This window comes from Actinomadura miaoliensis, assembly GCF_039536785.1.
Lineage (GTDB): Bacteria > Actinomycetota > Actinomycetes > Streptosporangiales > Streptosporangiaceae > Spirillospora > Spirillospora miaoliensis.
The window spans coordinates 113,772-127,699 of the sequence record NZ_BAAAZG010000029.1 but is presented as its reverse complement, the minus strand read 5'-3'; the positions used below and the strand labels follow the sequence as shown (position 1 = coordinate 127,699).

The following is a 13,928-nucleotide window of genomic DNA, read 5'->3' as shown; positions in this document are numbered from 1 at the left end:
GTGGCTGGGGCATGGTCGCCTGGTGTGGCCTTGTGGGGGCGGCGGTGTGCCGCGCGTCGGTCCTGGCTGCGGCCGGGGCACCGTCGCCCAGCGGCTGGTGGCGGCCGGTACATGGCCTCCTGATCCGGCCTTGTGAAGATGCCCGTGTGCCGCCCGTCGACCCTGCCGTGGGGAAGCCAGGCACTGTCGTGCGGTGGCTTTGGGGGGCTTAAGGCATGGCCGCCTGGTCTGGCCTTGTGAGGGACGGCGGCGTGCCGTGCGTTGGTCCTAGCTGCGGCCGCGCACTGTCGTGCGGTGGCTTGGGCGGCTGGACAGGGCCGCCGGGCACCGCCTTGTGGGGGCGGCGGTGTGCCGCGCGTCGGCCCTGGCTCCCGGGGGCGGGTACCGTCGTGCGGCGGTTGGGGCGGCCGGCGCGGCCGCCGGGCCCTGCCTCGTGAAAATGGCGGCGTGCCCTGTCGACGCTCGCTGCGAGGAAGCCGGGCACCGTCGTGCGACGACTCGTGGCGGCTAGGAGATGGCCGCCTGATCCGGCTTTGTGAGGGCGGCGGCGTGTGGCCCGTCGGTCCTGGCTGCGGGGGGTGCGCACTGTCGTGCGCGGTGCAGCAGTCAATGACCAGGTGGCCTCGGGGCGGGCCGCCGACGGACTGGCCGCGATTCTGGACGACCAGGCGTAGTGCCCAAGGCGGGCTGAGTGTGCAGTCGTGTACTCAGGCGCGCTTCGGGGTTCGTGAGCCGCGTCGCCGCTTCTTGGGGGTGTCGTTCCGGACGACTGCGTACAGACGGTCGCGGGCCTCGGTACGGGACATGGCGGGAAGGCGTTCGGGGAGTGCGCCGACCACGCTGGACGGCGCGTCGATTCGCCCGTCGTCGTCCACCGTGACCCGCTCGCCGGGCCAGTCGCCCAGCAACACGGCGGACACGTCGCCGGGATGGCGCGCGAGGAGCTGGGAGATCCGGTCGGCCTCCTTCTCGCAGTCGGCCACCAGCAGGAGACGGCGCGCGTGCGGGGCGGTCGCCTCCCTGCGCATGGCCAGTTCCGTCTCCATGTAGGCGAGGGCGGCGTCGAGGTTTCCCGGGATGAACAGCCCGTCCGTGGAATCGTCGAGCAGGTCGTCCTCGGCCAGGCCGAACAACATCGTGGCGTCGGGGCGGGGGATCACCACCAGGGCGCTGTCCCGGTACTCCTCCAAGGCGGCCAGCGCCATGACCCGTGCGCTCGCGGCGGCGCCCTCGCCCGTCAGGCAGAGCAGCGGGAGCGTGAACGGATCGATGGCCGGCCGATAGGTGAAGGGCACGGCCGGCTCCTCCTCGGCAGGTGGGGAGCCCGCCAGCAGAGCCGAGGCGGCCGCCGCGAGAATGCGATGGCGCAGCGGGTACCCGATGGCCGCCACGGTGGGCAGGAGGAGGCCGATCAGCAGCAGCGGTTGCAGGGATCGAGCCCCGCCTTGCTCCTCGTCAACCTGGGCCCGAGGAGACGGCCGCACGGAGGCCGGCGCCGAGGTGGAGCTCGGCGCCGTGGTCTTGGACACCGAAGGTGAAGGACTGACGCGGGAAGGAGCCGGCTTGGGCGGACGAGGGGCCGCGGCCGTAGGACGAGGTTGCGTTTTAGGCGCCCGCTCCCGGCGCTCCTGGTTGGATCGCCGAGGGGGAGTCCGGCCTGGACGAGGCCTGTCCGTCCATGATCTTCGCTGCATCGCCTCCCACATGTCCTTGCAGAGCCGGGCGGTGTACCAGTCGGCGAAGTACGGGGCCTGGCGGCAGGGCACGGGCCGGACATGGCGCCGATCGGGGTCGGGTCTGGCTGTGGCGTGCGCCGCCCCGGGTGTGGCGAGGGAGAGGGCGCCCGCCATGGCCGCGCTGCCCAACAGCCCGCAGGCGCACCGCACGACCGCTTTCCGAACCCGGCCGACGCGTCTGGGATCTGGCAGAAGGTGCTTCATTCTCCGCCCCGGGGGGATCGCCGCGGACATCTCAGACTCACGATCGTAGTCAATTTGACTACACAGCGTTGACGATTGCTCACACTCGAGGTTTCGCCCACGATGAACGCCCGCCGCAAACGTCACCTACCAGGAGAAACTCGCCTCGCCACGCGTCAAAGTCCATGGCGTAGGACCCCGACACGCCACGACCACGAACAGCCCTGCCCGATGCCATCAACCCCCTACGCCGCCCCCACCAAGCGCCTGCTGAACCTCCCCGAGCGGCCGTGCCCTCGCCCGACGCACGGCGCCAACCCCCACGCTTCCCCGAGCCGCCACTTTCACCGACCCCCCGCCACGTGCGCCGCCCCCCGCCACGTGCGCCGCCCCCCGCCACGTGCGCCGACCCCGCCACGTGCGCTGAGGCTGTCACCTTGCCGACCTCGCCACGTGCGCCGACGCGGCACCCGCTCCGACGCCGCCATCTGTGCCGAGGCCGCCCACCTGCTCTGAGGCCGCCCACCTGCTCTGAGGCCGCTCACTTGCCCCGAGGCTGTTACTACCTTGCCGACCTCGCCACGTGCGCCGACGCGTCACTCGTGCCGACGCCGCCACCTGTGCCGAGCGCGCGCGGCGGCGGGAGCGCCGACGGCCGGAGCGAATACGTGCGCGGCATCGGCTGGACTACGTCTACACCGACATCGACGACCGTCTCGGCTGTCTACGCCCGAGTTCCACTCAGCGAAAGGCGCCACAGTCGTGGAAATCGTCAGATCGGTCTGCGGCATCGCGCCGTGGCCGAGCACTTCGGCGAGTCGATGATCGTGCTGCGCCCATCGCCTAAGGAGTGCGCGGGCCGCGGCTCGCGGCGCCGGCCCCCGGGACGGAGAACGCATGCCAGCGACCGCGGGCGCCGCGACGCGCAAGGCCTGGACTCCGAGATCTCCCGCTGGTCGCCGAGATGGTGTTGTCATGGCTCAGATGGACCGTGGATGTGCGCTGGGAGCACGGACGGCCCAACGCCCCATAACGCCAATACCTCCGACATCCCCTCCCGCCTGGTCATCGCCACCGAAAGGGCGGCGTCCCTCGGCGCGGCCGTCGTGCGCATGCTGCGCGAGCAGGACACCGGCCCGGTGCTGGAGCGGCTGGGGGTCGCCGGGATTGGGCGGATGAGCGTCTGTAAGCGACGGGGGCGAGCACAGGTGCGGCGGGCTGACCTGGATCTGCTGTGGGCGGAGGGCTGCCGGAGGTCCCGAAGAGAGCACGGTTCTTGGAGCCGCAGTGGTTGCGCAGGCGCCGAAGCTCCAGTCGGGTTGGGGCCTGTGGCGTGCTGCTACCTCGGCGACACGGCCGCCGAATCGGGGACTGGGGCAGCTGCAGGGTGACTGGGCCGCCGCGAGTCTTTCGCATTGGCGCGTGCCGACCGGGAGATGGTCACGGTCGACTTCCGGAGAGAGGCGTTCGCGGGGGCTCACTGGCCCGGCCGCTCTCCGGCGCCCGGCCGCCGGAGAGTGGCGGCCGGGCGGGACCGCGCCCGCCGTTCGGCCGCGGTGGCCAGGGTGACCACCGCGGCGGTCGGCGAGCCGGACCGTGAGGCTCAGGTGTCCGGGTGGTCGGTGTGGGCGCGCAGGCGAAAGAGGGCCGCGACGAGGCCGCCCCAGACGATGAGAATGGCGACGATCATCATGATGATGGCGTCGGCGGACATCAGCTCGCTCCCTTCTGGACGGCCTCGGGCGCGGACGCCGGCTCGGCCTCGGCAGTGGTGGCGCGGCGCCGGAGCAGCAGCGCCAGGACGACGCCGACGACGATCACGCCGCCCGCCACCCCCCAGCCGGCCGCGTTCAGGAACCAGGTCGGGTAGCCCTCGTAGTTCTCGGCGAACTCCCCGCGCAGGCTGTCCCACATCATCCAGCCCAGCATCAGCGGGGTGATCACGCCCAGGCAGACCCGCCACCACGTCCCGACTCGGACCGCCGAGGCCGTGTTGGCGTGCTCCTGCATGGCGGGCAGGCGGCGCAGGACCCAGCCGACCACGATCAGCACCACCAGGGCGGCCAGCACGATGCCGTACTGGTTGATGAAGTGGTCCACCACGTCCAGCAGGTACAGGCCCTGGTCGGTGGGGAACAGCGCGATCGACACGGCCGCCACCGCTCCGCCGACGCCAAGCACCGAGGTGCGGCGGCCCAGGCCGAAGCGGTCCTGCACGGCCGACACCACGACCTGCACGATGCTGATCAGGGAGGTCATCCCGGCGATCACCAGGGAGCCGAAGAACAGCACCCCGAACACGTCGCCGCCCGGCATGGAGGAAATGATCTTCGGGAAGGCGATGAAGGCGAGCCCGATCCCGGACGCGGCGACCTCGCCGACCGGCACGCCGCTCGCGGACGCCATGAAACCCAGCGCGGCGAACACGCCGATGCCCGCCAGCAGCTCGAACGAGCTGTTGGCGAATCCCGCCACCAGCGCCGACCCGCTCAGGTCGGACCGCCGGGGCAGATACGAGGCGTAAGTGATCATGATGCCGAAGCCGATGGACAGCGAGAAGAAGATCTGCCCGTAGGCCGCGACCCACACGCTCCCCTCGGTGATCTTCGACCAGTCGGGTGAGAACAGCGCGTCCAGGCCGGTGGCGGCGCCGTCCAGGAACAGGGCCCGCACCACCAGGATGCCGAACAGCACCACCAACAGCGGAATGAAGATCTTGTTGACCCGTTCGATGCCGCCCGCGATGCCGAGCGCCAGCACCCCCAGGGTCACCACCCACACCGCGACCAAGGGCCAGGCCACGCCCGCGACGTACGTGGAGATGCCGCCGGGCGCGTCCGCCGCCTGCAGGAACTTGGCGCTCAGGAACTTCTCGGGATCGTTCCCCCACTGCTCCCCGAAGGAGAAGCCGATGTAGCGCACGGCCCACGCCATGATGACGGCGTAGTACACCGCCACCACGAAGCAGATCGCGACCTGCCACCACCCGATCGCCTCGGTGGGCCGCGACAACCGCCGGAACGCCGCGGGCGGCGCCCCCCGGAACCGGTGCCCGATCGTGTACTCCAGGATGAGCAGCGGAATCCCCGCGGTGAGCAACGCCACCAGGTAGGGGATGAGGAACGCCCCGCCTCCGTTGTCGTACGCGACGTAGGGGAACCGCCAGATGTTCCCGAGCCCGATCGCCGATCCGATCGCCGCGAACAGGAAGCCTCCACGGCTGGTCCACTGCTCGCGTCGCTGGTCAGGCACTACCCGACCCTCCCATCTCTCGCTCGTCCCCGCTCCCGGCAGCACACCCGCCGAAGCAGCCCCCCATTATCGACCGTCCGATTAGGTGCTTTTGGGCCGCCGCCCAGAGTAACCCCTTCGTGACACAGCCAATACATCCGCCGGTCTTCGCCCCACCACGACCGGCGAAAACGCACGTTCCCTCTGCCCGCGCCACCCGTCGGCATGCCACCTGCCCTCCTCCTCCACGCCCCGCACCCCCCGCATGATCCGGATAGGTGTATGGCCTCTGAGGCGCGCTTCATACATGCCGCCTGCCCATGCGCTCCATGAGTGCGCCGCGGGTCCGGGCGTCTGTTTGTGGGCCTGCTAGACCTTTGCCGGTACGTGCCGTCCGGCGAGGGCCTCTGCGGGCAGGCACGTCACGGCCACAGCAGCCGGTGGTCTCACGCGCCGTCGGGCAGCCAGTGGCGGACGGCTTCCCTCGGCACGTTCGCGTCAACGTGCCAGAGCCTCAAGTCGCCGTCCCAGCGTGCCTTCACGAGACGTTTGGCCTCGTCCTTCTCCGCATAGGGCACCGCCAGATACAGGCGGCCGTTCACCACGTCCCCGGGGGAGACACCGTGCGAGGAGGCTGCGGCGGGGGGTCTACGGGCCGGGCGTTCCATGCGGGCCCGGTCCACGATCAACCGGACCCGTTCGCAGGCGGTGGGGTCGGTGACGCGCATCATCAGGTCGGTCGATCCGGTATGGGAGAGAAGGTTCAGCGACCCGTGCCAGAGGACGCTGTCATCGATGATCAGCACCTTCTCGTGCATGCGCTCGCGTGTCAGCACCTGGCAGCCGGCCTCCCTCAGCCGTTCCACCAGCGGGGCCTGGGGGGAATCGGCCGGATGGGGCCGGGTGTGGACGGTGACGCGGACCCCTGCGGCGATCCGCGGGGACAGCCGCCGCAGCCAGTGCCGCACCGGACCCGACGACAGGAAGGCGCAGAAGATGTCGATGCCGCTGCGGGCACGGGCGATGTCCCACTCGACGGCGCGCGCGACCTCGTCGGCGGGGAAGAAGGCGGGGCGGGCCAGTTCCTCCTCGTCCAGTTCGCCGAGGTCGGCGGCGGAGCGAACGGGGACCAGATCCTCCACGGGCAGCCGCTGCGCGTGCCGTTCCAGGTGGTCGAGCATCCGGGCTGCCTCGCTGCCCGCGCGCAGTTCCCGGCGCAGGAACGCCACGTTGGCGACGACGACGAGGTGGTCCTGCGCCCGGCTCAGGGCCACGTTGAGCAGGCGGCAGGTCCGTGACGACAGCCCGACCTCCTGGTAGAAGTAGCCGAGCTGGCGGCCCGCGCCGGCCACGGTGTCGATCACGACGAGGGGACGCTGGCTGCCCTGGAAGCGGTGGACGGTGTCCACCAGGCCCTCGTACGCCTCACCGAACCGGTGCTTCAGGCTGGCGTCGAGGATCCTCTTCTGGTTCTTGTACGGGGCGATGACCGCGAGCAGATCCGTCGGCCGTTTCCCCTCCGGCAGGTCGCGCCATCCGCGAGGCGGCAGGACCGCGTCGTACTGCAGCCCCCGGATCAGCTCGTGGATCACCGCCTCGTGCACGGGGTTGGACAGGTGCGCCTGGCTTCCCGTGCCCTCCAGAACACGGCTGGAGGTGTCGACGAGCACAAGCGGACTCTCGATCAGCGGCGAGGCGGGCAGCCTGCCGGCGTCCGGGCGGCCGGTGCGCAGCGGAGCGTCGGGGTAGGCGACCTCGTTGACCACGGCGCAGATCGCGGGGCGCATCCGATACTGCTCGTTCAGCGCCACCATCCGGGGATCGGACTGGACGGCACCGCCGCGCGCGTCGACCAGACCGGCGGCGTGGAAGGCGTCGCGGTCCATCCACAGCCGCGAATGCCCCCGGTCGGCTTCGGCGGCCCGGCGATCGGCGGAGCCCCGGGTCACCGCGGGTAGTTGCCGGAAGTCGCCCGCGACGACGACGCGCCGCGCCGCGAGGCCCGCGGCGCACCACACCGACGGCAGGTCCACCATGCCCGCCTCGTCGATGACGACGACGTCGACGGCGCTCATCAGCGCCCGGGACTGGACCGCCTTGGAGACCGTCGTGCCCATCACCCGGCAGCGATTCCGTACCGCCTCCTCGATCCGGCGGCGTTCCTTGTCCAGTTCGTTCAGCTGCTTGTCCAGCCTTTCGGCCTCCCGCCGCAGCCGTTCGACGGGAGCCAGGCCGCGCGCACGGGTGAGCAGCGGCGCGAGCGCGGCTTCGAGCGAGGTGAGGTCGCTGGCACACCGCCCGCGATCCGCCTGCGCGTCGTCGTGCCGACGCCGCGCGTTCTCGTACGCCTGCCGGTGGCGGGCCAGTTCATGGTGCAGCGCGTCGAGCTTGGCCTGCTTACGCTGGGCGAACAGGCCGGAGGGCATGCCGATCTCCACGATCCGGCGTTCGACGTCCCGTGCCCGTCCGGAGGTGGTCTGCATCCAGCGCCCGGCGTCTGCGATCACATCGTCGAGAGTCCGCAGCCGTCCCCGCAGCTCGTTCAGCTCCGCCGACAGCCGGGCCGCCTCCTCGTGGACGGCGATGGCGGCGCGGGTCTCCTCCAGCCGAGCCGTCACCTGCGTGATCTGTGTCTCCAGGGCCGTCGCCAGCCGGTCGGCGATGCGCTTCGGGTTGATCTGCTCCCCGTACCTGTCGGCCAGCGAGGGGACCGCGATGTCACCGGCCCGCTGGACCAGCCCCGAATCGAAGCCCTGCTCCCCGGACAGCAGGTCGCACATGCGTTCCAGCGCCTGGTCCACCGCGACATGCGTGGGCGCCAGGAACAGGGTGTGCAGTCCCTGCCGGTAGCAGCCCTCCACGATGCTTGCGACGACGTCGGTCTTGCCGGTGCCCGGCGGCCCCCACACGAACGTGACCTCACTGCCGAGCGCCTGTTCGACGGCGCGCCGCTGGCGTTCGTTGAGCCGCCGGTCCCGGTAGCGGCGGACGTACCGGTCCGGGTCGGTGCAGTACCCGACGCGAGGTGTGCCCTGCCCGAGCATCCATCCCGCCGTGGTCAGATTGACCGGACCCTTTCCATCCTCTACCTGCCGCAACCGTTCGGCCAGCGCCCGCAGCCCCGCCGTCTCGTCCTCCACCAGCTGCGCGCCCTCACAGCGGTCACCGAGATCGGCCTCGGTGACGACGCGGACCTTGCCGCCGGGCAGTCGCGACACCTCGGCGTGCGCCCACGGACGGCGCGGACGGGTCGGCCTCACCAGCAGATCCTTGACCCCGAACGCCTCGTTCCACCTGGTGCAGGAGAACAGGTACTCACGCTCGTCCCCCGAACGCCCGACCAGCCGCCCGTCCCGCAGCGACACCTTCTCCGACCCGCTCAGATCGTTGTGCAGGACGGCGGCGATCTCGGCGTCGACCGCCCGCAGGAACTCCTCGACCGGACCGGGCCCCGTGTGTCCGTCCGCCACCCCCGGATCCCTCCGCCCTCTCACCCCGCCGCAACGCCGAAGGAATTTACCTCCCGACTGACAACTCGTCAGGCGAATTCCCTGAAGGCAGCCGCTTTCGGTCACGCTTCCCGACAAAACGACTTCGGACGCCACGCCTTCCGGCGATAAGATCGGCGTCGCGCGAAGAGCCGCCCCGGTGAGTGCGGCGACCGCCACTGCGGGCGGCCACGCCCCGCGAGGCGGAGATGTTCGTCACCGCACCGCCTGCTCAACGTCGAGGACCATCCGGTTCTTGAACTGAGCGACTCAGGCCGTACGGTCGGACTCGACACGAAGTTGCCGGCCGAGCAGTTCGAGTTGACCAGTGCAGAGGTGACGCAGACATGTCCGGGGCAGCGGGGGGCACCGCCACTATCAGCGCCGCCCGCCGCAGAGAGGTGATCGACGCGCTGCGGCGCGGCACCGTGTCACAGGCTGGGCCGGGCCGGTTCACCACCGGGCCCGACCGCTTCATGGGGGAGTTGGACGACGAGCTCGCCGTGGTAGCCAGGGGCGGCGTCGCCGTCCGCGGCGAGAACGGCGCGGGCCGGACCTTCTCCGCGCGCTGGCTGGGGGAGCGCGCCAAACGGGCGGGCTCTGCGGTCGCCGAGATCCAGATCTCCGAGACCGATACTCCGCTGCACAGCCTGGAGACCCTCCACCGGCGGCCCACCGAACGCCACACCACCACCCACCCCGCCAGCGCGCTGCGGCCTGTCGTCGACCTGTGGTCCCACACACTGGCGGAGGAGGTCCTCGATGCTGGAAAGGCGGCCGAGGACGACCACGACGCCGTCGAAGGTGCCGTCGACGAGCTGATGGAGCAACGGCTGGCGGCCGTCGCCCGTACCACTCCTGCGTTTGCCGCCGCCTTGCGCATCTACCAGCAGGCCCCCGCCGCCGGGGACACCGCCACGACGGAGGCACTGATTGCCTGGCCCGACGGGCAGAAGCCGGCGCTGGCGCGCCGGGCCGCGGGCGTGGGGCTGAACGCGCTGCGGCAGCTTCTCGACGAGGTCGACGGCGGCCGGTTCCCCGGGCTTTTCCTGCTGATCATGGACACCCCGGCGTTCTCCGACGGGCAGGAGAGCGTCCAGCAACTGCTCCCGCTCGCCCAGCGGCCGGCCATCGACTTCACCACCGACCCGCGCCGCGACCGCGCCCTCACCATCGCCGCAGGCGAACTCAACGAGACCGAGCGCAACGCGGCCGCTGCGTCCGCCAGTGACGTCACCCTGGACATCCCGTGACGGGGTTGGAGCGGCTGTCGCCCATCCTGGTGCACCACATCGTCAACGCCCTGGGCTGGCGGTCGCTGCGTCCGCTGCAACGGGCGGCGGTCGGTCCCGTCATGGACGGTGCCGACGCGATACTGCTCGCCCCGACCGCGGGCGGCAAGACCGAAGCGGCCGCCTTCCCCCTGCTGTCGGCGATGGAGGCACACGGGTGGACGGGCCTGTCGGTGCTGTACGTGTGCCCGCTGAAGGCGCTGCTGAACAACCTTCTGCCGCGCCTGGAGACCTACGCCGCATGGGTGGGGCGCCGCGTCGCCCTCTGGCACGGTGATGTGAACCACTCTGCCCGGCAGCGCATCCTCCACGACCAGCCCGACCTGCTGCTCACCACACCCGAGTCGCTGGAGTCGATGCTGGTCAGCATCAAAGTCGACCACGCCCGTTTCTTCGCCGGGCTCCGGGCGATCGTCGTCGACGAGGTGCACGCCTTCGCAGGGGACGACCGCGGATGGCACCTGCTGGCCGTCCTGGAACGCCTGACCCGGCTGGCCGGGCGTCCGATCCAGCGGATCGGTCTGTCCGCCACCGTCGGCAATCCCGCCGAACTCCTGCACTGGCTGCAGGGCTCCAGCCGGGGACGGCGACCCGCGCAGGTGGTGGCACCGGACGTCGCGACAGCAACGGGACCTCCCGAAGGCGACATCGAACTGGACTACGTGGGGTCGGTCGCGAACGCCGCCACGGTGATAGCCGCGCTACACCGGGGAGAAAAACGCCTGGTGTTCTGCGACTCCAGGCAGCTCGTCGAGGAGTTGGGCACTGTACTGCGCGCCCGCGGCGTCACCACCTTCCTGTCCCATGCGTCCCTCTCCCTGGACGAACGGCGACGAGCCGAGGAGGCGTTCGCCCAAGCCCGCGACTGCGTCATCGTCTCCACCAGCACGCTGGAACTCGGCATCGACGTGGGCGACCTGGACCGGGTTATCCAGATCAACGCGCCGTCCACGGTGGCCGCGTTCCTGCAGCGGCTCGGCCGTACCGGCAGACGCGTCGGCACGACCCGCAACTGCCTCTTCCTGACCCTCGACCGCACCTCGCTGGTCACCGCCGCCGGGCTCCTGCTGCTGTGGGGACGCGGCTACGTGGAACCGGTGTCGCCGCCGCCCGAACCGCGCCACATCGTCGCGCAGCAGCTTCTCGCCCTCTGCCTCCAGCAGCACAAGATCGGCAGCCGGTTGTGGCCCGGTCAGTGGAACGGGCTTGCCCCATTCGACCGCGGCGCCGAACCCATCATGCGGCACCTGGTCGAACAGGGCTTCGTGGAACGGGACGGGGAGCTGCTGTTCATCGGGCCCGCCGCGGAGGCCAGATTCGGCCGCCGCCACTTCATGGACCTGACGGCGGTGTTCACGGCGCCGCCGGAGTTCACCGTGCTGTCGGGACGGCAGGAGATCGGCAAGACCGATCCCATGCTGCTGACCGAAGAGGTCCAGGGGCCCCGCCTGCTGCTGCTCGCCGGCCGCAGTTGGCGGGTGACCTGGATCGACTGGAAACGCCGCCGCTGCTTCGTCGAACCCGCCGACGGGGGCGGCAAGGCCCGCTGGACCGGCACCGCGCTCGCGGGCACGAGTTTCGCGCTGGCCCGCGCCTGCCGAGAGGTGCTCTTGGGCGCCGACCCCGACGTCAAGCTCACCGACCGCGCCGTGCGGTACCTGGCGGAGACCCGTGACCAGAACGTCGACACGGTGCACCCAGGCGGCACCGTCATCATGCGAACCGGCGACGACGTCCGCTGGTGGACCTGGGCGGGCCACCGCGCCAACGCCGTCCTGACCGCCACCCTCTCCAGCCTCACCGACGAGAAACAACGCTTCGATGACGCCCGGATACGCCTCCGCAGCGACCTCACCCGCGACATGTGGCGAGCGGGCACCGCCGACGCCGCCGACCGCCTCTGCCTCCCGGACGTCGACGAACGGGCACTGCGCGGCCTGAAGTTCAACGAGGCCCTTCCTGAACGCCTCGCCACCGCCACCCTCGCCGCCCGCCTCGCCGACCTCGACGGCGCCCTCACCACCCTCAACGACCCCGTCAGGTTTGTTTCGTCGAGTTGATGAGCTTGCCCAGGAACGCCTGGGTCTCGGCGTCGACGGCGTAGATGACCATGCCGCGAAGACCACGGGTCAACAGCACTTTGTAGACGTTGCGGACCAGCCGGTCGAATTCCACCTGAGGGACGCTCCGCGGCGAGCGCCTGCCCAGTTTGGGATCCTGGTTCGCTTCGCGGCAGGTGACGAGCCGGTCGTCCCGGGCTATGAGGTCCTCGCCGATGATGACGCCCGCCCAGTCGTACTCCAGACCCTGTGCGGTGTAGATGCAACCGACCTGGTCAAAACCGCCGTCCCTGGTCGCCCAGAGGTCGCTGGGCGGTGCCTCTCCCACGCGGGATTTACTTTTGGCGTTCCACGGTCGCTCCCATTCGCCGATGCGCACGTCCGGGACCAAGGACTTGTCGGGGAGCGGATCACTCCACGGCCAGCAGTATCCGGCGGTGATCCGCGCTGACCAGCTGTCTTCCAGCTTGCTTCGGAGAATGTCCTCCATCTCCTGAGGCGACTCGGCCAGGATGATGTCGAAACCGGGATCGCCCTCCCAAGGGATCGGGGGCTCATCGTGGTTCCATGCACCTTCCTCTTCGCCGAGGCCGAGCAGCATCCGTACCCAGTGGTCGTAGACGGCGCTGCCGCCGCAACGCCACTGCCCGGCCAGCGGCACGTGGTGGAACACTGCCGAGTGCTTCTGCGCATAGCTTTTGATCGTGGCGATGGTGCCGGTCTCTCCGGGCTTGACCGCCTGGTTCTCGTCGAGGAGGAAGACGGGCACGCGGGCCGCGTTGATCATGGTGTCGATCTGGTGCCGGTCACTTTGCTTGTCCGGGTGGAACCGAACGAACGACTTGGTCCGAGCGCGGTGGGCTTCGTCGGCGATGAGGACGTCGATTTCGTTCTTCGGAGTCTGGGCATAGTCGGCGAAGTAGTGGAACAGCTTCTTGGTGTCACCGTCACGGGCGACATGGCGGCGAAGAGTCTCGGTGAAGGCCCTCGATCCGGTCGCGTGCTGGACCTTCCGCCCCTGCCTGGCCAGGTCCGCCAGCAGTGACAAGGCGATGGCGCTCTTGCCGCTGCCCGGGCCGCCGGAGATGATGACGACCTGTTTGGAGTCGGAACGGTACGCCTCGTCCACGGCGTGCAGGACGGTGCGATATGCCTCGATCTGGCGGTCCAGAAGGACGAACCGATCGCGTCCTTTGAGCGTCTCCCATGCCTGTTCGAGCAGGTCACGCCGCAGCCGGACACCGCCGGAAAGTAGCCGGTCAGCTGCCGCTGCCCCTGGTTCGGCGGCGAACTGGCCCTGCAGAAAGCGAATCAGGTCCCCACGTTCGGACTGACCGAACAAGGAAACGTTCTTCTCCAAGGCGAGACCGGTCAGTTTGCTGATCTGATGTCTCGGCATGTTGTGCAGGTAGACCAGCCCGCGGACCGATTCGGGGTGGTTCTCCACGGCGCCGCAGAACTTGGCGATCTGATCGCGATAGCCTTCGACCTGAAGGGCGGGATGCGGCTTCGGGCCATGGCGAGGATCCCAGATCACCTGGGTGTCGTCGCTCTCGTAATACTCCACCCGCTCGTGTTGCTTGAGCTCCACCACGACGAAGACGTCTCCGCCCGTGTAGGCGTCGACACCGGCCAGAACGACGTCTGCCTGGCTGCTCTTCAGATGCGGCATCGGAAACTCGACGAGCGCCTCAACCTGCCCCAGGCCGGCGTCCACGAGCGTTCCGGCCAGCGCGGTCAGACTGTTGCGCCATGCCCGCTTCTGCGCGGCGGTGGCTGTTCGGCCGCTCACTTTCTTCAAGTTGCGGGCAAGCCTTTCGACGATCGCCTTCTCCGCGGCGGACTCCTGAGACATCAGGGCCTCGTAGAGTACCGCGGCAGAAGAACGATGAGCGGGCTCGAGCACTTCCGACACAGGTGTACTCCCACATGCACGAC

General features: G+C 70.1%; 7 protein-coding genes and 1 pseudogene. 3 read left to right on the top strand and 5 right to left on the bottom strand.

What is annotated here, in order from left to right; genetic code table 11:
- Window positions 1-707: 707 nt before the first annotated feature.
- The 4 genes from ABD811_RS22125 to ABD811_RS22110 form a co-directional block, all read right to left on the bottom strand.
- Window positions 708-1,529: a hypothetical protein gene (locus tag ABD811_RS22125; RefSeq protein WP_344950820.1), complete on the bottom strand. Its 822-nt coding sequence runs from the start codon at window positions 1,527-1,529 to the stop codon at window positions 708-710.
- A 1,993-nt stretch (window positions 1,530-3,522) separates the two neighbouring features.
- Window positions 3,523-3,633, bottom strand: coding sequence for a methionine/alanine import family NSS transporter small subunit (locus tag ABD811_RS22120; RefSeq protein WP_344950817.1), 111 nt, complete (start codon window positions 3,631-3,633; stop codon window positions 3,523-3,525).
- Complete coding sequence (locus tag ABD811_RS22115; RefSeq protein ID WP_344950814.1) at window positions 3,633-5,171, bottom strand: sodium-dependent transporter; 1,539 nt, start codon at window positions 5,169-5,171, stop codon at window positions 3,633-3,635. Before ABD811_RS22115 ends, ABD811_RS22120 begins: the two co-directional genes overlap by 1 nt.
- Before the next feature lie 425 nt (window positions 5,172-5,596).
- A complete protein-coding gene (locus ABD811_RS22110; RefSeq protein ID WP_344950812.1) occupies window positions 5,597-8,620 on the bottom strand; it encodes an AAA domain-containing protein in 3,024 nt (1,007 codons plus the stop codon).
- 240 nt (window positions 8,621-8,860) lie between these two features.
- On the opposite strand from ABD811_RS22110, the pseudogene ABD811_RS44145 reads away from it, so the two are divergent.
- The 3 genes and pseudogenes from ABD811_RS44145 to ABD811_RS22100 all read left to right on the top strand — a co-directional run.
- A pseudogene (locus ABD811_RS44145) lies at window positions 8,861-9,043 on the top strand (hypothetical protein); the annotation flags it as partial.
- The gene (locus ABD811_RS22105) at window positions 8,986-9,891 is read left to right on the top strand and encodes a BREX system ATP-binding domain-containing protein (protein ID WP_344950809.1); all 906 of its coding nucleotides are present in this window, start codon (window positions 8,986-8,988) and stop codon (window positions 9,889-9,891) included. The pseudogene ABD811_RS44145 and the gene ABD811_RS22105, both read left to right, overlap by 58 nt.
- Complete coding sequence (locus ABD811_RS22100; protein ID WP_344950806.1) at window positions 9,888-11,990, top strand: DEAD/DEAH box helicase; 2,103 nt, start codon at window positions 9,888-9,890, stop codon at window positions 11,988-11,990. The genes ABD811_RS22105 and ABD811_RS22100 overlap by 4 nt, the downstream gene beginning before the upstream one ends.
- Here the strand turns inward: ABD811_RS22100 and ABD811_RS22095 are convergent.
- Window positions 11,968-13,905: a DUF2075 domain-containing protein gene (locus tag ABD811_RS22095; protein ID WP_344950803.1), complete on the bottom strand. Its 1,938-nt coding sequence runs from the start codon at window positions 13,903-13,905 to the stop codon at window positions 11,968-11,970. The two genes, ABD811_RS22100 and ABD811_RS22095, sit on opposite strands and share 23 nt — an antisense overlap.
- Window positions 13,906-13,928: the final 23 nt, after the last annotated feature.